We start from the raw sequence: 23,946 nt of genomic DNA, 5'->3' as shown, positions 1-23,946 counted from the left end.
AGGAATAGTGAGCTTGTGGGCGCATAAGTCGGTGTAGTAGCTCAAATTTAATCTGACAGATACAATAAAAAATCGGTAACTGTCAGATCAGGTTTGAGCTAGTACGATTAAGGAATATATTTTTTGACTACGCCATCATCGAGTAATTGCTGGAAATGCTCGACCAGACTTTCTTTCACTGGACGATACTGAATGCCCAGTTCATCCTGACTCTTTTGTGCATTGAAGTAGATCGGATAACCCATGTTCAGTTCCACAAACTTGGGACTAAAGCCTGCCAATGGTCCAAACAGTTTAAAGGCCGCTTTTGGCAACTGATTGCGCGGGAAGGGGAACTTATTGCCAAAATTTTCTCTTAAAATCTGACCCATTTCCAGCAGGCTCAGGCTTTCACTACAAATAATATAACGCCCATGTGCTTCCGGTTTAAATGCAGCACGGAGATGTGCTTCAGCGACATCCTGCACATCGACCACACCATTCCACATCGGTGGAACGCCAAGCAGCGTCATGCCATTGGTAAACTGTTGGAGGACTTCCACACTGCCGGATTGGGTATTTGGCGTTAAGGATTGTCCAAAAACCAGTGCCGGATTGATACAGACCAGATCCCAGCGATCCTGTGCTTCAGCCATTTCCCAGGCTTTGCGCTCTGCCATGACTTTGGAATAAGGATAAGGCTGATGCGTGGCCGAACTGGTGGTATTCCAGCATGATTCATCAAAACTGTTATTTTCAGTTTGTAGAATATCAATGGCATCGCCATAGGTAGATGCGATACTCGATGTGACGATCACGCGTTTCACTGATTCAGTTTGATTGACACTATTCAATACATTTTCAGTGCCTAACACCGCAGGTTCGATAATATCTTTGACTGCATCTTTATAATTGGTGACCACAAAAGGCGAGGCCATATGAAAGACAATTTCACAACCTTGCATGGCCTGATCAAAAGAGCCTGGACTTAATAAATTGGCCTGAAATAACTTGAGAGTTCCCGGCGTACTGTCGGCAATTTTTTCTAAATGGGCAAAGCTTTTACTTTTATTCAGGTCACGTACCGTGGCATGTATGGTATAGCCTTGCGTGAGTAATTTCTGGATGACCCAGCTGGCAATATAACCCGATGCACCGGTAACCAGAACAGGCGCTGTTGTATGTGGATGTGTCATATTTAAACCGTTGTTGTTTTAAATTTGTCTGAATGATAAGCGAAATTTATGCATTAAGTACGCCAATGCGGTGATGTTTATACAAAAACTATTAATCTGACTGATCTTCATGAATATTTACAAAATTTAACCTGAACATTCTTTGGTGTATTTAGCTGTAGAGCCGAGCGCTGTAAAAATGCAAAGTATTGTTTTATAAATGGGATTTGATTCAGAACGAAGTGTAAATGCAAGTACTTCTCATTTTAATTATATAAAAATCAAATATTTAACCTGGTTAAGCTTTGCAAATCTGAATGCTTTTCTCCATAATAGCAGCATAAAGGTAGGGAGTAATTCAAATGCGCGGTAATCCAGAAGTCGTAGATTATTTAAATATGTTGATCGGTGGCGAACTGGCTGCTCGTGACCAATACTTGATTCACTCTCGGATGTATGAAGATTGGGGTTTAACCAAAATCTTTGAACGTATCGACCATGAAATGCAGGAAGAAGCCCAGCATGCGGATGCGATTATCCGTCGTGTCCTGTTCCTGGAAGGTACACCAAACATGCAACGCGATGACGTTGAGATTGGTGAAGATGTGGTGAGCTGTCTGAAAGCCGACCTGAAACTTGAATACCATGTGCGGGAAAAACTGGCACAGGGCATCAAGCTGTGCGAAGAAAAAGGGGACTATATCACCCGTGATATGCTGCGCCAGCAAATGTCAGATACTGAAGAAGACCATACCTACTGGTTAGAAAAACAGTTGCGTTTAATTGAACTGATTGGCTTGCAAAATTATATTCAATCACAGATGTAAAATCGGATTGAGAAAAAACCCAGCATATGCTGGGTTTTTTTATGGGATAAAAATTGAGGGCAATACTATTCTGGTTTCAGTTGGGACAATGTGGGGTTGATAAACATTGCACAAAGAATAGGATGATTGCATAAAGAGACATTTAGTGAGCAGTTGGTTATTATGAATTTCTGGGTTCTAAGATCAAGGCCATGTGAATTCTCTAAAAAAAAGCTTATTTATCTTTGTGTGAAGAGAAGACGAATGGGCGTTTTAAAGATAAAAATGACATAAAAGGTTCATTAAAAATATTTGGTTAGGCAGAATAAGGGCAAGTGCATAAAAATAAATTTTCTCGGTAGAAGTTGAAAAAATAGTTGTTTTTGAAGATATGAGATTTGCTTTGTCCAATTTAATTTCTCTATTCAGCTTTGATTCATAAATTGCAACAAATATAGGGCGTTAGGTTAAGAACTTCCTAGATCAATAAAACATTAAGATAAAAATAGGTATGACTTTGAAATCAGCAATGTTAAAGATGACCGTTTTAGCACTGACCATCGGATCGGGGGAGGCGGTCTTGGCAAAATCGCCTGCGCAGTCAGATAAAGTTTTAAATATTGCATTTGAAGCGCCTGATGACGGTTTTGATATGGTCAAGACCTATAATTTTTATAGTGGCAGTATTGCCGAAGCGATTTTTGAACCCTTATTACGCTACGACTATCTGGCACGACCCGCCACTTTAACCCCGAACACTGCGGAAGCCTTACCCAAGATCGAGCAGGAGGGCAAAGTCTATACCTTCAAGATTAAGCCTGGAATTTACTTTAGTGCTGATCCGGCATTTAAGGGCAAAAAACGTGAACTGGTTGTCGAGGACTATATTTACTCCATGAAGCGGGTGATGGATCCTAAAAATCATTCGCCGACCTTTTCGTTTATTGAGGGCAAAATTCTCGGTGCAGATGCTGCCATTCAGCAAGCCAAAAGTTCTGGTCAATTTAATTACGATGCGCCAATTGCAGGACTAAAGGCACTTGATCAATATACCTTGCAAATCACGCTCACGCGTTCCGACTTTAATTTCCCTTATATCATGGCCTATGTCACTTTTAGCGGTACCGCCAGAGAAGTCATTGAGCATTATGGCGCGCGTGCAGGTCAGCATCCAGTCGGGACAGGGCCCTATCAATTGCATAAATATGTGCCGCGTAGCCGGATTGAGTTAAAGGCCAATCCAGATTACCGGGGATTTAGCTGGAATTTTAAGGGTGAAAATACGGCCTGGGATCAACGTCTGGTGAAAGAAATGAGCGGCAAAAAAATGCCGCAAATTGGGAGGGTCAAGGTCAGTATTATTGAAGAAGAACAATCGCGCTGGCTGGCGCTGAAATCGGGTCAACTGGATTATGACCGGCTCACTGCAAGCGGTGCCGAACAGGCCCTGGTCAATAAACAGCTCAAAAACGAATACAAGCAAAAAGGCATTTTGCATTATCCAAATAAAGACGCAGAAATCACTTATACCATCATGAATATGCGCGATCCTGTGGTCGGTGGAAATTCACTAGAAAAAATCGCTCTGCGTCGGGCAATCGCCTTGTCTTATAACCAGAATGAAGCCATTAAACAGCTGTATAAGGGACATGCAGATAAAGCTGAAATGACCATTCCCGAAGGCGTGAATGGGCATAATCCAGCTTATAAAAATAGTATTGCCTATAATCCGCTCTTGGCCAACAAGCTGCTCGACCGTTTCGGTTATAAAAAAGGTGCAGATGGCTATCGGACTTTGCCTGATGGCACACCTTTGACACTGAAAATGAACTCGACCAGTTCCAGCTCTTCAGTGATTGCAGCGGAATTATGGAAAAAAAATCTGGATGCAGTTGGTCTACGTATTGAATTTAAAATCAGCAATTTCGCCGACAACCCGAAAGAAGCCACGCAATGTAAACATATGCTGTGGGGCGGTGCCTGGATTGCAGATTATCCGGAGGGTGAAAATTTTGCTCAACTCTTATATGGCCCAAATGCACAGCAGGGCAACCTGAGCTGCTATACCTCAAAAGCCTATGATGCCCTGTATCAGGCTGCTATGAAACTGCCACCAGATCAGCGTACGCCCTATTATGAAAAAATGAACCGGCAAATCGAAGCCGATAATCCCTGGATTTTACACAATACCCGGGTGCGTAACTGGCTGATTCACCCTCAGGTTCAAGGCTTTAAGGCACATCCAATCATGAACTCCGTTTGGCAATATCTCGATATTGAACCAGTCAAAAAATAAACCTATTTAGATGAAGAGTATGATGAAGGGAAATTTATCAAAGCAATTCAAGCAACTGACGGGTAGTGTTCTGCTGGGAAGTTTGCTCTGTTCGGGGATCGTTTCTGCATGGGCCGTTAATCCTGCAGATCCTAACAAGGTGATTCGGGATGTTTTTCCTGTGGCAGAAACCGGATTTGATCCCGCCGCAACGCACGATGCCTATTCAGCCCGGGTTAATAGCGCGATTTTTGAAAACCTGTTTAGCTATGACTATCTGGCAACCCCAGCCAAGCTGATTCCTAATACCGCGGTTGCCATGCCAGAAGTCAGTACAGATGGTCTCACCTATACCATCAAAATCAAAAAAGGCATTTACTTCGCCGATGATCCCGTTTTTAAAGGTCAGAAACGTGAACTGACGGCTTATGATTATGCCTATTCATTAAAACGTCTGATCGATCCCAACTTGCATTCACCAAATAGCTGGTTGCTGGATGGCCGGATTAAAGGGCTGGAAGCATGGGTCGCCTTAGGCAAAAAGAATGGCAAAGTCTATGAAAACCCCTTTGAAGGCATTCAAACGCCAGACCGTTATACCCTGATTCTGAAACTGACCCAACCGGATCAAAACTTTCCGATGTTACTGGCACATGGCCCAGCAGCTGCAGTTGCCCGTGAAGTTATTGAAAAGTATCGTAATAAAGCAGGCTTTGCGATGGACAAACCAGTCGGTACAGGCCCTTATTTATTGTCACGCTGGACTCCGGGTTCACGCATTATTTTAAAAGCCAGTCCGAACTACCGGAGTTTTGTCTGGAATTTTAAAGCCAGTAGCAGCGAAGACCAGCCTATTGTGGATGCATTGCAAGGCAAAAAAATGCCGCAAATTGGTACGATTGATATCCGGGTCATTGAAGAAGCCCAGTCACGCTGGTTGGCCTTTAATAAAAATGAACTGGACATGACTGAAATCGACGGCGACATGGTGGTTCAGGCGCTTGAAAATGGGCTACTCAAACCTTCCTTAAAACAAAAAGGGGTTCAGTTATCTAGGATTACCGATCCGCTGATTGGCTACCATTACTGGAATATGCAGAATCCTATGGTTGGTGGGTTCAGCAAGGAAAAAATTGCGCTACGTCGTGCCATGGCCATGGCTTACTCTACCGACAATATGATCAGTGTCTTGCTCAAGGGCGATGCCAATAAGTTACAGATGCCGGTACCACCCGGGGTGGTTGGTTATTCACCGGATTATAAAAGCAGTATTCCCTATTCGGTCAAGGCGGCCAATATGCTGCTTGACCGTTATCAATACAAAGTCGGGGCCGATGGCTGGCGCAGACAACCCGATGGTAAGCCTTTAGAGATTGAACTGATTGTCGGTAATACCAGTCGTGGTCAGCAACAGGCAGAATTCTGGAAAAAAGCCCTGGACAATATTCAGATCAAGATGGTCAGTAAAGCCATGCCATTTGCCGAGGCGATCAAGCTGGAAAAACAGTGTAAGACCATGTTTAAAAGCTCGGCCTGGATTGCTGACTATCCGGATGCCGACAACTTCATGCAGCTTTTTTATGGCAAAAATGTCAATGTCACCAACAATGCCTGCTTCAAACATCCTGAATTTGACCGCCTGTATGAGCAAACCCAAAGCATGCCAGCCAGTCCTGAACGTGATGCAATCTATCGCAAAATGTCCCGGATTCTGGAAGTGAATATGCCGGTACTGATGCTATATAGCACCTATCGTAATGTCTTGTCGCAACCTCGGGTCATTGGTTATAAAAACCATCCGATTCTGTCTTCAGAGTGGATGTACATCGATATTGATAGCAAAAAGTAAGAAAAATCTGGAGATAAATATGAAATCGAAGTCTTTAAAATTAAGTAGCTTATGTTTAGTCATAATGGGGGGGTATCAGGGGGTAGCGGCACAGACTCAAGCGCAGCTACTGCCATTATTTAAGGCAGCAGAGATTCCATCTTTATGTGATGCCAATCTGGCCAGCATGCAAAAAGATATTCAGATATTTGAAAATCAGAAAATTAAAAATAAGGCCAAGGCAGGGCCTTATCTGGCTGAATGGGATGAATTGCATGCCAAAGCCCGGGATTTTGGTGCAGCAGTCGGATTGTATAGTAATGTCGATCCAGATCCTGCATTGCGTCAGGCAGCAGATGACTGTGAGCTGAAAATCAGCAAGTACCAGACCACGCTGTACCAGAATCCGAAACTGTATGCCCAGTTCAAGAAACTGAAGGCCAGCGATCCGATTGATCAAAAATTCTTGCAAGATATTCTGGAGCAGTTTGAAAAGACCGGGGTACAACTCAGTGCAGAAAAACAAAAGCGCCTGAAAGACATCATCGAAGAATCGACCAAGCTGTCTCAGGATTTCGCCAAAAATGTACGTGATAATCCGCATAAAGTCGAATTTACCCCAGCAGAAATGAAAGGTCTGCCAGACAGCTATATGGCGGGGTTAAAGAAAAATGAAAAAGGCAATTATCTGCTTGGCTTTGACTATCCGGAATACCAGCCATTTATGGAGCTGGCAGAAAGTGATGAAGCACGCAAACGCTATCAGATGGCTTATACCCGCCGTGGGACAGAGCAAAACCTGCAATTTATGAAAAAAGCCATTGATCTGCGTTATGAGATGGCCCAACTTTTTGATAAAGAAAGCTATGCACATTCAGCCCTTAAATTTCGTATGGCAAAAACACCTGAAGCGGTGAATTCTTTTCTAGAGGATGTATATAGCAAAGTCGCACCTTTAGAGAAGCAAGATGTAGAGGAGTTACGCCAGTTCAAAGCCGAGGCCTTAAAAGTTCCACGAGAGAAAGCGGATATTACTCGCTGGAATCAGGGCTATTGGAGTGAAAAACTGCGTCAGGCCAAATATAAGGTCGATCAGGAAAAACTGCGCGATTACTTCCCGACCGAAGCGGCACAAAAATGGTTATTTGCTGTGTCATCAGAACTGTACGGGATTGATTTCAGGCCGATGAAAGTCAAGGCCTGGCACAATGAAGTGGAATATTATGCGGTACATGACACTGCCTCAGGTGAATTCTTGGGCGGATTATATGTCGATAAATACCCGCGTGAAGGTAAATATGGACACGCGGCCGTCTGGGGCGCCTATGGTGGCAGTACCCTGAATCAGCGTCGTCCGGTGTCGGTACTGGTCACCAACTTCAACCGCAAAGGTTTGAACAGCAACGAGCTGGAAACCTTTGTGCATGAAATGGGGCATGCCTTACACGGGATTTTATCGAAAACCCGCTATTCCGAACAGTCTGGTACATCGGTAGAGCGTGACTTGGTGGAAGCACCTTCACAGATGTATGAAGAGTGGGCACGCCGTCTGGAAACCTTATCAAAAGTGGCCGATTATTGTGAACCGGCTTGTCCACGTGTCGATGCTGCCATGACTGAGCGTCTCAAAGACGTAAAAAACTATGGTCGCGGTCTGCATTATGCGCGTCAGACTTTATATGCGCAGTACGATATGGCCTTACACAGTAAAGATGCCCTCAAGACCGACCCATTAAAATTATGGCAAGAGATGGAAAGCAAAACTGCCTTGGGTTATGTACCCGGTCAGCAGTTCCCGGGACAGTTCGGGCATGTGATGGGCGGCTATCAGGCAGGTTATTACAGCTATATGTGGTCCGAGGTGATTGCGCTAGATATGCTCTCTGCCTTTGGCGATCAGTTGATGGATAAAAAAGTCGGTGCGCATTATCGCAATACGGTCTTGGCGCAAGGCGGACAAAAACATGGCGAGCAGATGGTGAAAGACTTTCTGGGTCGTGATCCAGACAGCAAAGCTTTCTTTAATGAAATCTCTGGAAAAAATTAAGGAAGGCAAGCGATGCTGGCATATATTATTCGACGGCTCTGGCAAATGATCCCCACCATGCTCGGGGTGATTTTGCTGATCTTCCTGCTGTTTAACTGGGTGGGGGGCGATCCTGCCTATATCCTCGCCGGTAAAATGGCCAATGCAGAACAGATTGAAAACATCCGGCAACAGCTTGGCGTGGATCAACCGTATTATGTGCAACTGTGGATTTTCATCAAGCAGATTTTAACCTTTGATTATGGGGTGAGCTGGAGTACCGGCGAGTCGGTGGCGCAAATTATTAGTACGCGTCTGGGACCCTCACTGACCATTCTGATTCCACTGACCATTTTGCAAACCATTATTTCCATCATTTTAGCCTTGGGTGTGGCGTCAGTTCGCGGCAGTCTGACCGATCGCATGATCATGATGCTGTGTACCATCGGTATGTCGATCAGTATTCTTGTCTATATCATTGTGTTTCAGTACTTCCTCGCTTATGAGCTGAGCTGGTTTCCGGTGCAGGGCTGGAGTGATAATTTCGCTGACAATCTTTTCAAATACGCCTTGTTGCCTGTACTGATTATGCTGGTGGTGAGTATTGCCCCGACCTTACGTCTGTACCGCAGTTTCGTACTGGATGAAGTCAATCAGGACTATGTGCGTACTGCACGGGCCAAAGGTCTGGGCGAGAGCCGGATTCTGGGCGTGCATGTGCTACGCAATGCCTCGATTCCGATTATTACCGATGTGATGGCGGGGCTTCCAGCACTGCTGATCGGTGCTTTCCTGATTGAGCGTTTTTTCGGTATTCCGGGGATTGGTCGTGAAGTGATTATTGCCGTAGAGCGTTCGGATTTCCCGGTGATTAAAGCGATTACGGTCTATGTTGCCGCTGCGACCATGATATTCAACCTGATTGCCGATCTGATCTATAAATGGGTCGATCCACGCGTACAGTTGAAGTAGGTGAATTATGCTGAGTGCGATATTTAAAAAAGAGCAACACGCTCAAGCCGTGCCTGAGTCTACTTCGACAGGATTATGGCAACTGGCCATGCGCCGTTTGAAACGTGACCGGATTGCCATGTTCTCCTTATTGGTGGTGCTGTTTTATCTGCTGCTACTTTTGCTTTCCATGAGCGGTTTTATTGCCAAGGACTGGAATAAAGAAGTGGCGGTCAGTTATGCACCGCCAAGTTTTATCAATGCAGCGCCGGTGCCGGCTGTTTCCGGTGAAGAACAGGAAGCAGAATCGGTCGTTTTACCGGTCAATCCAGTCGATCCTTTAAAAGAGGTGATTGCAGAACTCAATGCTGAAATTGCTGCAGAGCAAAGTATGGGGGGCAGCATCGATTATTATGGTGTAACAGATCCGCTGGCAGAAGACATGCACGTCATTAACCAGCAGCTCGGTGGTCAGCTGATGGATCAGGACAGCGAATTAAAACAGAGTCTGATCTTTGGTGCGGATAAATGGGGACAGGATGTTTTACAGAAAACCATTAAAGGTGCGGAAACCTCGATTCTGGTCGGACTGGTTGCGGCTTTGGTCGCTGTGATCATTGGCACCGTACTTGGTGCACTTGCCGGTTATTTTGGTGGCTGGGTCGATGATCTCCTTAACTGGTTTTATAATGTCTTTACTTCAATTCCTTATTTACTGCTGGTTCTGGCAATTGCTGCGGTGTTACAACAGAAAGGGATTTTATCAATCATCCTGATTTTAGGTCTGACCGGCTGGACGGGAGTATTCCGTCTGGTTCGTGCCGAGTACATGAAACATACGGCGCGTGAATATGTACTGGCTGCCAAGGCGATTGGGGTGAGTAATTTACGGCGTATGTTTGTACATATTTTTCCAAATGTCAGTCATATTGCCTTGGTACAAATGTCCATTCTGGTGGTGGCTTTTATCAAATCTGAAGTGATTCTCAGCTTCCTTGGTTTTGGCGTGCCAATCGGAGTAGTGTCTTGGGGAAGTATGCTGAATGAAGCGCAAAGTGAGCTGATTTTAGGAAAATGGTGGCAACTGGCCGCAGCCTCGATTGCCATGGCAATACTGGTGACGGCTTTCTCGATGTTTACTGATGCACTCCGTGATGCATTAGATCCGAAACTGAAATAGGAGTGCCACGATGTCTGAAATAAATCCAAGCACAGCACCTGCGTTACTTCGCGTGGAAAATCTGCGTGTCAGTTTTAAAGGTGAAAATAAAGAGTATATCGAAACCGTGAAAGGGGTTTCTTTTGAAATTCCGGCCAATACTACGGTGGCATTGGTGGGAGAATCGGGCAGTGGCAAGTCGGTTACTTCACTGGCGACCATGGGCTTGCTCCCGACGGAAAGCGCGCGTATTTCCGAAGACAGCCGGATTATCTTTGAAGGGAAAAATCTGCTTAAGCTCAAAACCCGTGACATGCGCCAGATGTGTGGTAAAGACATTGCCATGATTTTTCAGGAGCCGATGTCCTCGCTCAATCCGGTATTTACGGTAGGCATGCAGATTGCAGAAATCCTGCAACTCCATTTGGGTATGAATAAAAAACAGGCGCGGCAACGTACTCTGGAATTGCTCAAAGAAGTGGGTATTCCTGCACCTGAAACTAAAATCGATGCCTATCCGGGGCAGCTTTCGGGGGGGCAGCAGCAGCGGGTCATGATCGCCATGGCGATTGCCTGTGAACCCAAGCTGTTGATTGCGGATGAACCGACCACTGCGCTGGATGTCACCATTCAAAAGCAGATTCTGGACTTGCTGGAATCTCTGCGTCAGCGCCGTCAGATGTCGATGCTGTTCATTACCCATGATCTGGCTTTGGTGGGGGAAATTGCCGATCAGGTGATTGTGATGCGACATGGGGAAATTCGTGAACAGGGTTTGGTTCAGGACGTACTGGATCGACCTCAGGATATGTATACCCGGGCTTTATTGCATTGCCGTCCACAATTGTCGCAACGTCCGTTACGTTTGCCGATGATCAGTGATTTTATGAAACAGGATGGTTCAACCTGGCTGGACGATATCCACCTGAATACTCAACTTCCGCAACGCTCACGCGGACTCAAGGGCGGAGAAGAAATTATTCTGGATGTACGTGATCTGAAAAAATCTTTTTATAGCCGCAAAGGTCTGTTTGGCAAAGATGAATTTCAGGCGGTGAAAGGAGTTTCTTTTCAGCTGGCCAAAGGTAAAACCTTGGGGCTGGTCGGAGAATCCGGTTCGGGCAAAACCACCATTGGCTTGTTGTTGATGCGTTTGCAACAGGCAACAGGCGGTAAAGCGCTGTTTCAGGGGCGAGACATTTTGGCCATGTCTGAAAAGGAATTTAACCAGTATCAACGTAAAATCCAGATCATTTTCCAGAATCCTTATGCTTCTTTAAATCCGCGTTTTACCGTGGGGCAAATCCTGATGGAGCCAATGCAGATTCATAAAATTGGTCAGGATGATGCAGAGCGCAAGCAAATGGCTTTGGATCTGTTGGAGCGGGTCAGCTTGCCTGCCCAAGCTTTTTATCGCTATCCACATGAATTTTCCGGTGGTCAGCGCCAGCGAATTGCGATCGCGCGTTGCCTGACTTTGAAGCCTGAGATTTTAATCTGTGATGAGTCCGTCTCGGCGCTGGATGTATCGGTACAGGCACAGGTCTTGAATTTACTGCAAGATTTGCAGGATGAATTTGGACTCAGTTATATTTTCATTTCACATGATTTATCGGTGGTGAAGTATATTTCAGATCAGATCATGGTGATGAATCATGGGGAACTGGTGGAAATTGCCAATTCAGATGAATTGTATCAGTCACCACAACATGAATATACCAAGCGTTTACTCAGTGCCATTCCGCAGGGGATTCCACAAAGCGCCTGATACATAATGCATAAAAAAGTCAGGCATTTGCCTGACTTTTTTTGTTTATATCAATTAAAACTTTTTAAAGCCTTTATTGACACCGTATGGACGACGTGGCGCATTTTCATCACGCTCTTCACGGCGACCAAAAGCTTGATCTGGACGAGTTTCGCGGCGAGGAAATTGAGTATTGCCATCACGGTTGTCACGACGAACGAACTGCGTACCATTTTGGTTTTCATTTCTGTCACGACGACCATAAGCATTGTCATCACGACGCTCGCGGCCAGGGTTATTCTGTGGTTGTTGTTCATCACTGTCACGACGTTGCTGACGCAAGAAACCGCCACGGCGTGCAGCCATCGGTTTATCCTGCATACGCTCGTTACGACGTTTCGCCATACCAAACAGGCCTGTACCTTGACGTGGTTTCAGTTCCACAGCTTTGGTCAGGTTGTCGATATCGTTTTTATCCAGTTCAATCCAGCGACCGGTACGCAGTTCGCGTGGCAGAATCACAGTACCGTAGCGGGTACGCAGTAGACGGCTCACTTTCAGGCCTTGTGATTCGAAGATACGACGTACTTCACGGTTACGCCCTTCTTTTACTACGACCTGGAACCAACGGTTAATACCATCACCGCCGAGTTCAGAGAACGATTCGAATTTTGCTGGGCCGTCATCTAATACCACGCCTTTAAGCATGGTGTTTTTGATTTGTGGTGTCACTTCACCCATGACACGAACTGCGTATTCACGTTCGATTTCATTGGATGGATGCATCAAGCGGTTGGCAAGTTCGCCATCATTGGTGAACAGTAACAGACCGGTCGAGTTAATATCCAGACGGCCGACCATCACCCAGCGATCGCCCGGAATCGCAGGTAACTGTTCAAACACGGTCGGGCGGTTTTCAGGATCGCTACGTGAGCAGATCTCGCCTTCAGGCTTATAATAGATAATCACACGACGACGAATTTCGTCTTCAATCTGAAATGCAACTTTACGACCATCGATGCGAAGCTCATCACCTGGTTCGATTCGTTCACCCACTTGGGCAATTTGCCCATTGACGCTTACACGACCTGCGGCAATGACTTCTTCCATATAACGGCGAGAACCCAAACCAACGCGTGCAAGCACCTTTTGCAATTTTTCACTCATGACAGCATAACCTTAGAAATAATTATCAACAGTTCACCTATTTATGACTTCGGTGCATTTGCATCGAGGGCCATAAAAGCTTCCTTGGCATCCTGCAGGGGAGGCAATTGGCCTAAAGAATTCAAGCCAAACGCATTTAAAAATTGTGGCGTTGTCATTAACAACGCAGGTCTTCCAGGGAGTTCACGAAATCCGGATTCTTTAATCCAGTTCCAGTCAAACAGCGTACGCAAAATCTGACTGTTATTCGTCACACCACGAATTTGTTCAATATCGGCTCGGGTCACCGGCTGGTGATAAGCAATCACTGCAAGTGTTTCAAGTAAGGCCGGCGACAAGCGAGTTGGTCGCTCAGGCCAGGTCTGTGCAATAATATTACGATATTTTGCACGCACTTGAAAACGATAACCTTGCGCTGTTTCAATCAGTTCAATCGAACGGCCATGCATTAACATGGAAAGTTGTTGTAAATACTGACGTAATTCCTGTTTGCTATAGCGATCCTGAAAAGCCTCTTTCAGACGCGCCAATGAAACCGCAGAGTCGCTGGCGAAAATAATCGCCTCAAGCTGCATCAACACCTCATGCAGATGATCTTCTGCAGAAAACAGCGTATTTGGCTCTAGTGTCATTGACTGGCTCCTTGAACTGCGAGCGGGGCTTCAATACCTGTAGCAATAATCTGAATTCTTTGTTGCCGGGTCAGCTCCAGCACTGCCATAAAGGTCACCACCATGCCCATGCGTCCCTGACTCGGTTTGAGTAAATCGGCAAAAGATAAGACTTCGCCAGATTCCAGACAGCTTTCAATATAGGCAATCCGTTCTTCGAGCAGTACCGGTTCCTGTTGCACCTGATGAATCACCGGTTCAGGACGGTTAAAAATACACAACAAGGCATCACGCAGTAAATCGATCGAATAGCCTTCATTATTCTGCTGAACGTCGCCCAGACTGACATGGGTCAGGAATGTATCACGCTCCAGAATAGGCATTTGCCCCAGACGTTCTGCTGCCCGTTTAATTCTTAAATAATTTTCTAAACGGTCGATCAGTTCTTGTTTTGGATCTTGCTCAATCGCAGACAGGCTTTTCGGTTTAGGCAATAACAGACGCGATTTGAGATCTGCCAATAAAGCAGCCATCACCATATAATCTGCGGTCAGCTCAATATTCAGGGATTTCATTGCATCCATATAGGATAAATATTGCGCTGCAATCGGCGCGATATCGACTTGCAACAGGTCAAAACCATTTTTTTGAATCAGGTAAATTAAAAAGTCGAGTGGGCCTTCAAAATGTTCTAACAAGATTTCAAATGCGGCGGGAGGAATATACAGATCCTCTGGAATAGTATCCTGCCATTCATCCAGAACCCGAATGTGCGGAGCAGATTCCATTGTGTTATGGATAATTTGAGTCATTACAATTATAGGCCACGCGAATTTTCAAAGGCATGCAAAGGCTTGATCTTCGGTATCTCATCGAAAGAAAAAGCATAGAATTAAGTGCCGTCATTGTACTGGAAAAGTAACTCTAAATAAATTAAATAAGGAGTCAAAGGCATAAAAACTTGAAAAAATAATGGAATTTATTTGCAATTTAAAAGAAGGCCCCAAAAAAACAGCCAGATAAGCGGGGCAAAGAGTCAATGTGTTACGGGTGGAAGCTATGACCATATCCATGTTTTAGTATCTGTTTTAGTATCCTGCGATATGATTAATACCTATCTGAGTGCTAAGAACTTCAGCGCGGTGAGGAAGGATATTCACTCAGTGCAAACTCAATCATACGTTGGCAAGTCTCTGCCAAGCATAGGTTCTGGCTTGAATAGATCTGTAATAGCTGTCGAAGCAAAGCCAAATTCATGAAAAACTGATATTCAGTAGCATCAATGTTTAGAGTGGGACTGGGCGAAGGATATGCTTCGATCATGATGGCCCTGGATTGAAGTGTCCAAGGCAGTTCTGCATAGATACAATATTGGGCAGAGAATTCATGCTGATTCAGCAGGATATAAAATAAATCCATAGACTGACTCCTGCAGTCGGCTGGAAATAAGATGGCATTCTTTATTCAAATGCGCTGACATCACCCACGCCACGACGAATAATTTCTGGATGATCACCAGATAAATCAATAATCGAGGTGGTGCTTAATGTACCTAAACCGCTATCGATAAACACATCAATGCGTTTGCCCAATTGCATTTCAATCTCAAAAGGATCATCCAGCGGATCGGTCTGGTCCGGCAAAATCAGGGTAGAGGTCAAGAGAGGCTCACCCAGTTCTTTGAGCAGCATCTGACACACCGGATTGCTCGGAATGCGCAGGCCAATGGTTTTCTTTTTGGGATGCATCAAGCGTTTCGGCACTTCACTGGTGGCCGGTAAAATAAAAGTGGTGACTGCTGGTGTATTGTTTTTGAGTAAGCGATACATGGCATTGTCCACTTTGGCATAGGTGGCAATATCGGATAAATCACAGCACAAAATTGCATATTGATGTTTTGGGCCAAGTCCGCGAATCTGCGCAATGCGTTCCATGGCACTTTTATTCCCAATCTGGCAACCAATCGCATAGGCAGCATCCGTGGGATAGACCACCACATCGCCAGCACGGATTCGTTCTACCGCCTGACTGATTAAGCGCGGTTGCGGGTTATCGGGGTGTACGCGTAAATGCAGCATAGAGGCTACTCCAAGCTTGGGCTGATGGCTTATTATGTGGCGCTCAGGCAGCGTCTGGCAATCCCCAAAAAGGTAGATTTGTGTAATTTAATCAAGCATTTCACGTATAAATTCATCAGATTGTAAACTTTTGCCACCTCTGCTACAGGCACAGATACATTGAATAAAGCGTTGTGCATCCCGTGGCAATTTTGCCTCACCACGAAAATAAGCCTGCACTTGTGCATAGACATGATCTTTAAAGCGGGTTCCGTCACCGCCGTCACCAGTCAGGTTATCCAGCGACACCCGAAATTTACGCCCAAAGGCCTGGGCAAACATCCACTCGATTGCCTGCGGTTTAATTTCTACCTGTTCAAACAGCGCTTGTTGTTCGGCTGTACGCCCATCCGGGGCATACCAGTAACCAAGATCCGGAAGTTCCCGGCGTTTATCCCCGGCAATTGTCCAATGGCTGATTTCATGCAAGGCACTATTAAAGAATCCATGTGCAAACTGAATCCGGGCAGGAGTATCGGCATCGGCAGGAAAATATTCAGGTTCAAATTCGCCACGGACTAAAGTCACATTTAAATGGGAAAACCAGTGATTAAAGTGTAAGATGAGCCAGTCCACCTGCTGCGCTTCTGACGATAAATTCGTCCATGGCGAGAGTTGCACTTGTTGTGTTGAACTGTCAGAATCAAGGCTTGGAATTGTGCTAACGAGTGATGAAACATTCACTTCTGTTTGCGGCTGCAACAGATGCATGACTTGAGTTACCCAAATGGTCTGTCGAAATAAGTACAAAATTGTATCTTAATCTTTGACAGAGTACTGATGAATTTGTAGAATTGCCGCCTTAATTATGTCAGCAAATACCTTTCCGGCACAGATTGAGCCGTTTAAATGGGCTGAACAGGGCTTTAAATGGTCAGGTCAACTGCCTTTATCCCGCTTTGTTCGTATCGCTCGTGAAGCTGTTGGATCAATTGATGATCAATTGATTAACATAGACTGTAAGCTATCAATGGATGCCTATCATCGTATTGCATGGCTAGATGGTCACGTTGAAACAAAAGTTCCTATGGAATGCCAGCGTTGTCTGGAAACTGTAGAGATTGAACTGGTTTCATCGTTCCATTTGGCACTTGTGGATGATGAGTCACTGATAGAGCGCTTGGATGAGGATGCTGATTTCATCGTCCTAGGTGAAAGTGAAGCAACGACCAAAGGTGACTATGATGCACCTGCGACCGCTGATTTGCTCGCGCTGATAGAAGATGAACTGTTATTGTTGGTGCCGTTGTCGCCTAAACATGAGTTTTGCGAACATAAGCATCAGCCTGCCATAGAAGAAGTTGTCGAAGAAAAACGAGATAATCCGTTTGATGTTTTGGCAGCTCTGAAGGGTAAACTTAACTAATTTTTGTGTTATACTCTTGTGTATAAGACAATCGAATTTGTTCTGATCCATTTTTTCGATCTTTGTAAGGAGCCATCATGGCCGTTCAGCAAAACCGTAAAAGTCGCTCTCGCCGTGACATGCGCCGTTCACATGACGCTTTAACCGAGAATGCATTAACTGTAGACCAAGCTACTGGCGAGACTCACCGTCGTCACCACGTATCTAAAGATGGTATCTACCGTGGTCGTCAATTATTCGCTAAAGCATCTGCTGAATAATTGATGATGTATTAAGCGTCAAGCTTAGTAGAAAAAATGGGAGCATTTAGCTCCCTTTTTTTTGTCCTTGATTTTTGCTTGCATCGGTTTTTTGTTGTATTTGGCAATTACCGCCAGCAAAATTACATGCTAAATTGCGCTCCACAATGATTTAGGTGGCTTTATTGGCCAGTCTTCTTGCTACAACTGAAGATGACACCTCTTGAATGAAAGGATTTTATTATGTCTGCGACACAACTCGAACAAGCAGCACAAGCAACGAAAACTGCATTTGTATTTCCAGGTCAAGGCTCACAAAAAGCCGGCATGCTGGCTGAACTTGCAGAGCAGTTTTCTGCTATTCGCGAGACATTTGCAGAAGCCTCTGAAGCTGTCGGCTTCGATTTGTGGCAGATTGCGCAAACTGGCGAAAACTTAAATCAAACTGAATTTACCCAGCCGGTATTGCTGACTGCAAGTATTGCCTTGTGGCGCGTGTGGCTGGAATCTGGTGGTGTGGCACCGAAATATCTGGCAGGCCATTCACTGGGTGAGTACAGCGCGCTGGTGGCAGCGGGTAGCCTAAGCCTGGGTGATGCAGTCAAACTGGTCAACCTGCGCGGTAAACTGATGCAGACGGCTGTACCTCAGGGTGTCGGTGCAATGGCTGCTATTTTAGGTCTGGATGATGCCAAAGTGATTGAGCTGTGTGCACAGGCAACTGCAGCAGGTGAAGGTTCTGTTGAAGCGGCAAACTACAATGCCCAAGGGCAGGTTGTGGTTGCAGGCAATAAAGATCGCGTTGAAGCAGTGATGGCACTGGCCAAAGAAAATAGCGCTAAGGCGATTGCATTGCCGGTATCGGTTCCATCGCATTGTTCACTGATGAAACCTGCGGCAGAACAGTTTGCGCCTGCATTGGAACAAACCGCCATTGAGCTGCCATGCATTCCTGTATTACAAAATGTAGGCGCTGAAGCTGCGGCTGATGTCCCTGCATTGCGTCAGGCTTTAACAGCGCAACTTTATGAATCAGTACAATGGACCAAAACCCTGCAATTCCTTCAAGATGAAGGCATTCAGTACATCGTTGAATGTGGTCCGGGCAATGTATTGAGTAACTTGGCGAAACGCTTACCGAATATCGAAAAAGCACTTCCTTTAGATACGAAATCTCGTATGGAAGATGCCTTGAATGTTGTATTGGTGGCAGAAGGGAAGATTGCATGACACAGGAACGTAAAGTTGCCTTAGTAACAGGTGCAAGTCGTGGTATTGGTGCCGCGATTGCAGCGCAACTTATTCAAGATGGTTATTTTGTCGTGGGTACTGCGACCTCTGAAGCGGGCGCTGAAAAATTATCTGCACAGTTTGCTGAAAATGGTGCGGGCAAAGTTTTAGATGTACGTGATGGTGCTGCGATTGATGCACTGGTGACGGAGATCGAACAGAACTATGGTCCAGTGCTGGCGTTGGTTAATAATGCCGGTATTACCAAAGACAACTTATTGCTTCGCATGTCTGAAGATGACTGGGATGATATTTTAAATATTCACCTGAAAGCCGTTTACCGTCTGTCTAAACGTGTGCTGAAAGGCATGACCAAGGCACGTTTCGGACGCATCATCAACATCAGCTCTGTGGTGGCACACTTTGCCAACCCGGGGCAGGCCAACTATTCTGCTGCCAAAGCCGGAATTGAAGCCTTCAGTCGTAGTTTGGCCAAAGAAATGGGTAGCCGTCAGATTACGGTTAACTCGGTCGCACCAGGCTTTATTGCAACTGAAATGACGGAACAGTTAAGCGAAGAAATTCGTAAAAAAATGACTGAGCAAGTGGCGTTAAACCGTTTGGGTAACCCACAAGATATCGCAAATGCTGTAAGTTTCCTGGCTTCAGACAAAGCCAGTTACATTACTGGTACAGTTATGCATGTAAATGGGGGCTTATACATGAGCTAAGCTCAAGTATAAACTTTCCAAATTTTTTAGATTCAATTAAACTAACGGCATTAAAAACGCCACAAGCAATGAGGAGAATTCCTGTGAGCGATATCGAACAACGTGTTAAGCAAGCAGTTGCAGAACAACTTGGTATCAAAATCGAAGAGATTAAAAACGAAGCGTCTTTCATGGATGACTTAGGTGCAGATTCTCTAGATCTAGTTGAACTGGTTATGTCTTTCGAAAATGATTTCGACATCACGATTCCTGATGAAGATTCTAACGAAATCACAACTGTTCAATCTGCAATTGACTATGTTTCTAAGAAACTGGGTTAATCGCCGATTTCAGCTTTGCTGAGCATAAAGACCACCCTCTCGGTGGTTTTTTTGTGTCTGCTTTTCACCTAAATGGAAATTTTACAATCGATTACCTTTCTGTCACCAATGACTAACTATGCCTTGGCTATTTTCATTATAAAAATAAGAGTGATATGACATTAACGACAAGAATGGAGTTCCATATGGGTCTTTTTGATTTTGTAAAAGGTATCGGTAAGAAAAATACAGCTGCCGCAGAGCCGCAGGCCGCACCAGCAAATACTACTCCAGCCGCAGCAGCACAGCCCGCAGAGCCTTCTGCCCAAGAAGTCGCAAATAAATTACTTGGTCATGTAAAAGGTCTGGGTCTTCCGATCACTGGTTTATCCATCAGTTATAATTCAACCTCGGATCTGGCCACGGTCAGAGGTCAGGTGCAAAGTCAGGCCGATCGTGAAAAAATTATTCTGGCGGTGGGGAATATTGATCATGTGGCCAAAGTGGATGATCAGCTTACGGTCAGCAGCCCTGAACCGGAAAGCAAATTCTATACGGTAAAATCGGGGGATAGCTTGTCAAAAATCTCGAAAGAATTTTATGGTGATGCCAATCAGTACAATAAGATCTTTGAGGCCAATCGCCCATTGCTCAAAGATGCTGATGATATTTTCCCGGGACAGGTATTGCGTATTCCGGCCTGATTTTTAAGTCGAAAATAAATATCTAAATATCTTGTTCACCATAATGCCCCATTTGGGGCATTATTTTTTTAGAAACAGCTTGAGCGCTGAATGTTGAAAGATAAAAATAATTACCCGCCAAGATCCAGATAGAGACTTTCTTTTACTTCCTCCATGACCACATAACTATGTGAGGAAGCAGAAGCAGGTAATTTTTTTAGCAAATCGCCTAACAGACGCCGATAGGCACTCATCTCTTTGAGACGTGCCTTGACCAGATAATCAAAGTCACCGGAAATCAAATGACATTCCAGTACTTCTGGAATTTCGGTCAGATTACGCGCCACCTGATCAAATACATCACCCGATTTTGCAGAAAGCTTAATCTCCAGAAAGACCAGCAAATTGCGTTCTAGCAGTTCCGGATTTAAGCGCGCGTAATAACCCATGATAATGCCTTCGCGCTCCAGCCGTTTTACCCGTTCTGAACAGGGTGTGGTTGACAGGTTCACACGTGCTGCCAGCTCACTAATGGCAATCCGGCCATCGCGTTGCAAGATATCCAGAATCATGCGATCAATGCGGTCTAATTTACGCATCAATATTTCCCTCTTTTTTTTAATTCTGCCCGAAAAAAATGTTTATTTCACTAAATATATCGTCTCAATATAGTTAAATTCACTATTGATCCAAAAATATACTAGTTAAATCAACTAGAAAAATTTGAGGGTAGTAAGATGCGCGTTTTGGTCTTAGGCAGTGGTGTAATCGGTGTGGCGAGTGCCTACTATCTGGCGCAGCAGGGTGCAGAAGTTAAAGTGCTCGACCGTCAAACCGGGCCGGCTGAAGAAACCAGTTTTGGCAATGCCGGACAAATTTCTCCGGGCTATTCGACGCCATGGGCAGCACCGGGCATTCCATTTAAAGCAGTGAAATGGATGTTCCAGCATCATGCACCTTTGGCCATTAATTTAGATGGCAGTATGTGGCAGTTGAACTGGATGGCACAAATGCTGAAAAACTGTAATCCAGCCAGCTATGCGATTAACAAAGAACGTATGACTCGTGTGGCTGAATATAGCCGTGACTGTTTACGTGAATTGCGTAAAGAAACCGGGATCAGCTATGAGCACCGTTCTAAAGGTACTTTGCAAGTCTTTCGTAACGAAGCGCAATTAGAGATGGTGCAACGTGATATTGCGGTATTGCGAGAATGCGGCGTACCGCATGAATTGTTGTTGGGCGCTGATCTGGCCAAAGTTGAGCCAGCCCTAGCACATGCCCAGGATAAACTGGTGGGCGGCTTGCATTTACCCAATGATGAGACAGGCGACTGTTATTTATTTACCAATGCCTTAGCCAATGTTGCCAAAGAATTGGGCGTGCAGTTTAAATTTAACCAAAATGTTGAGCGTTTGGTGATTGAAGGCGATGAAATTAAGGGTGTCGTGGTCAATGGTGAAGTGCTGACGGCTGATAAATATGTATTGGCATTCGGTAGTTATTCGCGTGATTTCTTAAAACCTTTGAATCTGGATTTGCCGGTTTATCCAGTCAAAGGCTATTCACTGACCATTCCAATTGTTGATGCCAACTTTGCACCACAATCTACGGTGCTGGATGAAACCTATAAAATTGCCATTACGCGTTTTGACCAGCGGATCCGTGTTGGCGGCATGGCCGAACTAAGTGGATTTAACCACAATTTGAAAGACAATCGCCGTGCCACTCTGGAAATGGTCACTCAGGAATTGTTCCCAGGCGGGGATCTGGCAGAAGCGAGTTTCTGGACCGGTTTACGTCCAATGACCCCAGACAGTACCCCGATTATTGGTGTAACGCGTTTTAAAAATCTGTTCCTGAATACTGGACATGGCACCCTGGGTTGGACCATGGCCTGTGGTTCGGGCAAGTTAATCAGTGACATTGTGTTGAATCATAAAACCGAAATCAGCACTGAAGGACTTTCACTCGGACGTTATTCACACGCGGCCTAAATTGCTGTTTCAAGGAAGAAGCTATGCCACGCCCAATTCAAGCTGTGGTGCACTTAGATGCATTGCAGCATAACCTGAAGATCGCCAAAGCCGCAGCGCCAAATGCCGAAGTCTATGCTGTGGTTAAAGCCAATGCCTATGGTCATGGTATTGAGCGAGTCTATTCAGTATTTCAATCAGCCGATGGTTTTGCCTTGCTGGATTTGGCTGAAGCGCAGCGTCTGCGTGCGCTCGGTTGGCAGGGCAAAATTTTACTGCTCGAAGGAATTTTTGCTGTAGACGATTTAGACGTCTGTGCTGCATTAGATTTAAGTTTTAGTCTACATAGCCAGCATCAAATCACCTGGTTAACGCAGTTTCAGCAGATCAATCCAGACGCAAAATTTGATGTGTACTTAAAACTTAACAGCGGTATGAACCGTTTGGGTTTTCAGGCCCACGAATATACGGATATTTTTAAGCAAGTCCAGGCAGTGGGCAATGTGCGCTCAGTTAGCCATATGACGCATTTTTCCGATGCAGATGGTCAGCGCTTTGGCCAGAACGGCATTGATTATCAATATTCAATGTTCACGCAAATCATTGAACCCTTAGCAGGGAAAACTTCTGTCAGTAATAGTGCAGCCATCCTGCGCCATCATCACCATATTCAATCCGACATTGTGCGTAGTGGCATCATGCTGTATGGCAGTTCGCCTGACTATCCTGACCATACTATTGATGACTGGAATTTGCAGCCCGGCATGAGCCTGCGCAGTGAAATCATTGCGATTCAGTATATTCAGGCTGATGAAAGTGTGGGTTATGGTTCTAACTTCGTTGCGGAGCAGGCGATGCGCATTGGTGTAGTGGCGTGTGGATATGCCGATGGGTATCAGCGCATTTCAGCCACAGGTACACCAGTTCTGGTGGATTCAGTGCGAACTCAAGTTCTTGGTCGGGTCAGTATGGATATGCTTACCGTCGATCTGACCGCTGTCCCTCAGGCGACTGTGGGGAGTGAAGTGGTGCTTTGGGGGAAATCTTCGCAAGGTGAAATTTTATCAATTGATGAGGTCGCGGCCGGTTCAGGAACCGTAGGCTATGAATTGATGTGTGCGATTACGGCTCGTGTACCGGTTCGGATCGAAAGCTAAAACTAAATATTGACCAAATAACGGAAGAAATTGAGAGGACATATGATGATGGAACACACCGATATCCAGCGTATTAACAGCAATCAGGTCATGAGTGCTGTCACCATTCACAACCAGACCGTGTATTTATCAGGGCAGGTGCCGGATAGCACCCGTCAGGATATTAGCGGTCAAACGCAGGAAGTGCTGACGAAAATTGATCAGCTGCTCAAGCTGGCAGGAACAGACAAAAGCCGACTGCTGTCGGCACAACTATTTGTGAAAAATCTGGAAGATTTTCAAACCGTGAACCAGATCTGGATTCACTGGTTGCAAGGACAGGGAACTCCGGCACGTGCCACCATTCAGGCAGATCTGGTCAATCCTGACTGGCTGATTGAAATTGCAGTGATTGCAGCACAGGCTTGAGTTGTTTTGGTTTTTA

Annotated in this window: 24 protein-coding genes; 16 read left to right on the top strand and 8 right to left on the bottom strand. The window is 45.3% G+C overall.

Annotated features, from left to right (window positions below; translation table 11 throughout):
• Positions 1–107: 107 nt before the first annotated feature.
• On the bottom strand, positions 108–1,175 hold the full coding sequence (locus FTU40_RS07310; RefSeq protein ID WP_180040311.1) for an aldehyde reductase: 1,068 nt from the start codon (positions 1,173–1,175) through the stop codon (positions 108–110).
• Between the two features lie 341 nt (positions 1,176–1,516).
• Between FTU40_RS07310 and bfr the strand changes: the two genes are divergently transcribed.
• From bfr to FTU40_RS07275, 7 genes are all read left to right on the top strand, one after another.
• Positions 1,517–1,981, top strand: a complete 465-nt coding sequence (gene bfr, locus FTU40_RS07305; protein WP_005095949.1) for a bacterioferritin — start codon at positions 1,517–1,519, stop codon at positions 1,979–1,981.
• Positions 1,982–2,498: 517 nt separating this feature from the next.
• Positions 2,499–4,256 (top strand): ABC transporter substrate-binding protein, encoded by a 1,758-nt coding sequence (locus FTU40_RS07300; protein WP_180040309.1) that lies wholly within the window; start codon positions 2,499–2,501, stop codon positions 4,254–4,256.
• 22 nt (positions 4,257–4,278) lie between these two features.
• A complete protein-coding gene (locus FTU40_RS07295; RefSeq protein WP_180040357.1) occupies positions 4,279–6,084 on the top strand; it encodes an ABC transporter substrate-binding protein in 1,806 nt (601 codons plus the stop codon).
• 19 nt (positions 6,085–6,103) lie between these two features.
• Positions 6,104–8,110, top strand: a complete 2,007-nt coding sequence (locus FTU40_RS07290) for a M3 family metallopeptidase (protein WP_180040307.1) — start codon at positions 6,104–6,106, stop codon at positions 8,108–8,110.
• A gap of 12 nt (positions 8,111–8,122) precedes the next feature.
• Entirely contained in the window at positions 8,123–9,061 is a 939-nt protein-coding gene (locus FTU40_RS07285) for an ABC transporter permease (RefSeq protein ID WP_005172401.1), read from the top strand.
• A 7-nt stretch (positions 9,062–9,068) separates the two neighbouring features.
• Positions 9,069–10,220: an ABC transporter permease gene (locus FTU40_RS07280; RefSeq protein ID WP_180040306.1), complete on the top strand. Its 1,152-nt coding sequence runs from the start codon at positions 9,069–9,071 to the stop codon at positions 10,218–10,220.
• 10 nt (positions 10,221–10,230) lie between these two features.
• On the top strand, positions 10,231–11,967 hold the full coding sequence (locus FTU40_RS07275; RefSeq protein WP_180040304.1) for an ABC transporter ATP-binding protein: 1,737 nt from the start codon (positions 10,231–10,233) through the stop codon (positions 11,965–11,967).
• 54 nt (positions 11,968–12,021) lie between these two features.
• On the opposite strand, the gene rluB is transcribed toward FTU40_RS07275, so the two are convergent.
• From rluB to FTU40_RS07245, 6 genes are all read right to left on the bottom strand, one after another.
• Positions 12,022–13,113 (bottom strand): 23S rRNA pseudouridine(2605) synthase RluB, encoded by a 1,092-nt coding sequence (gene rluB / locus FTU40_RS07270; protein WP_074384125.1) that lies wholly within the window; start codon positions 13,111–13,113, stop codon positions 12,022–12,024.
• 41 nt (positions 13,114–13,154) lie between these two features.
• The gene (gene scpB / locus FTU40_RS07265; RefSeq protein WP_005095975.1) at positions 13,155–13,745 is read right to left on the bottom strand and encodes an SMC-Scp complex subunit ScpB; all 591 of its coding nucleotides are present in this window, start codon (positions 13,743–13,745) and stop codon (positions 13,155–13,157) included.
• On the bottom strand, positions 13,742–14,536 hold the full coding sequence (locus FTU40_RS07260) for a ScpA family protein (protein WP_180040302.1): 795 nt from the start codon (positions 14,534–14,536) through the stop codon (positions 13,742–13,744). The genes scpB and FTU40_RS07260 overlap by 4 nt, the downstream gene beginning before the upstream one ends.
• A gap of 322 nt (positions 14,537–14,858) precedes the next feature.
• A complete protein-coding gene (locus tag FTU40_RS07255) occupies positions 14,859–15,143 on the bottom strand; it encodes a hypothetical protein (RefSeq protein ID WP_005095980.1) in 285 nt (94 codons plus the stop codon).
• A 41-nt stretch (positions 15,144–15,184) separates the two neighbouring features.
• Positions 15,185–15,802 (bottom strand): L-threonylcarbamoyladenylate synthase, encoded by a 618-nt coding sequence (locus tag FTU40_RS07250; RefSeq protein ID WP_005095982.1) that lies wholly within the window; start codon positions 15,800–15,802, stop codon positions 15,185–15,187.
• Between the two features lie 87 nt (positions 15,803–15,889).
• Positions 15,890–16,552 (bottom strand): elongation factor P hydroxylase, encoded by a 663-nt coding sequence (locus FTU40_RS07245; RefSeq protein ID WP_005095983.1) that lies wholly within the window; start codon positions 16,550–16,552, stop codon positions 15,890–15,892.
• A gap of 97 nt (positions 16,553–16,649) precedes the next feature.
• Here FTU40_RS07245 and FTU40_RS07240 point away from each other — a divergent pair, with 97 nt between their 5' ends.
• The 6 genes from FTU40_RS07240 to lysM all read left to right on the top strand — a co-directional run bounded on the left by FTU40_RS07240 (position 16,650) and on the right by lysM (position 20,410).
• The gene (locus FTU40_RS07240; protein WP_074384127.1) at positions 16,650–17,207 is read left to right on the top strand and encodes a DUF177 domain-containing protein; all 558 of its coding nucleotides are present in this window, start codon (positions 16,650–16,652) and stop codon (positions 17,205–17,207) included.
• 77 nt (positions 17,208–17,284) lie between these two features.
• Positions 17,285–17,467: a 50S ribosomal protein L32 gene (rpmF, locus tag FTU40_RS07235; RefSeq protein WP_004279227.1), complete on the top strand. Its 183-nt coding sequence runs from the start codon at positions 17,285–17,287 to the stop codon at positions 17,465–17,467.
• A gap of 222 nt (positions 17,468–17,689) precedes the next feature.
• A complete protein-coding gene (gene fabD, locus FTU40_RS07230) occupies positions 17,690–18,676 on the top strand; it encodes an ACP S-malonyltransferase (RefSeq protein ID WP_180040300.1) in 987 nt (328 codons plus the stop codon).
• Positions 18,673–19,407 (top strand): 3-oxoacyl-ACP reductase FabG, encoded by a 735-nt coding sequence (gene fabG, locus FTU40_RS07225; protein WP_180040298.1) that lies wholly within the window; start codon positions 18,673–18,675, stop codon positions 19,405–19,407. Before fabD ends, fabG begins: the two co-directional genes overlap by 4 nt.
• Positions 19,408–19,490: 83 nt before the next feature.
• Positions 19,491–19,727, top strand: a complete 237-nt coding sequence (gene acpP / locus FTU40_RS07220; protein WP_004646101.1) for an acyl carrier protein — start codon at positions 19,491–19,493, stop codon at positions 19,725–19,727.
• 185 nt (positions 19,728–19,912) lie between these two features.
• Positions 19,913–20,410: a peptidoglycan-binding protein LysM gene (gene lysM, locus FTU40_RS07215; protein ID WP_005095992.1), complete on the top strand. Its 498-nt coding sequence runs from the start codon at positions 19,913–19,915 to the stop codon at positions 20,408–20,410.
• 110 nt (positions 20,411–20,520) lie between these two features.
• On the opposite strand, the gene FTU40_RS07210 is transcribed toward lysM, so the two are convergent.
• A complete protein-coding gene (locus tag FTU40_RS07210) occupies positions 20,521–20,988 on the bottom strand; it encodes an Lrp/AsnC ligand binding domain-containing protein (protein WP_005095994.1) in 468 nt (155 codons plus the stop codon).
• A 138-nt stretch (positions 20,989–21,126) separates the two neighbouring features.
• Between FTU40_RS07210 and FTU40_RS07205 the strand changes: the two genes are divergently transcribed.
• From FTU40_RS07205 to FTU40_RS07195, 3 genes are read left to right on the top strand one after another with little or no spacing between them, the layout of a single operon-like run.
• The gene (locus FTU40_RS07205) at positions 21,127–22,386 is read left to right on the top strand and encodes a D-amino acid dehydrogenase (RefSeq protein WP_180040296.1); all 1,260 of its coding nucleotides are present in this window, start codon (positions 21,127–21,129) and stop codon (positions 22,384–22,386) included.
• Positions 22,387–22,409: 23 nt separating this feature from the next.
• Entirely contained in the window at positions 22,410–23,522 is a 1,113-nt protein-coding gene (gene alr, locus FTU40_RS07200) for an alanine racemase (RefSeq protein ID WP_180040294.1), read from the top strand.
• Between the two features lie 45 nt (positions 23,523–23,567).
• Positions 23,568–23,930, top strand: coding sequence for a RidA family protein (locus tag FTU40_RS07195; protein WP_159138579.1), 363 nt, complete (start codon positions 23,568–23,570; stop codon positions 23,928–23,930).
• Positions 23,931–23,946: the final 16 nt, after the last annotated feature.

Source organism: Acinetobacter sp. YH12100, assembly GCF_013419135.1.
Lineage (GTDB): Bacteria > Pseudomonadota > Gammaproteobacteria > Pseudomonadales > Moraxellaceae > Acinetobacter > Acinetobacter pseudolwoffii.
This window is presented reverse-complemented; position numbering and strand designations above follow the sequence as displayed.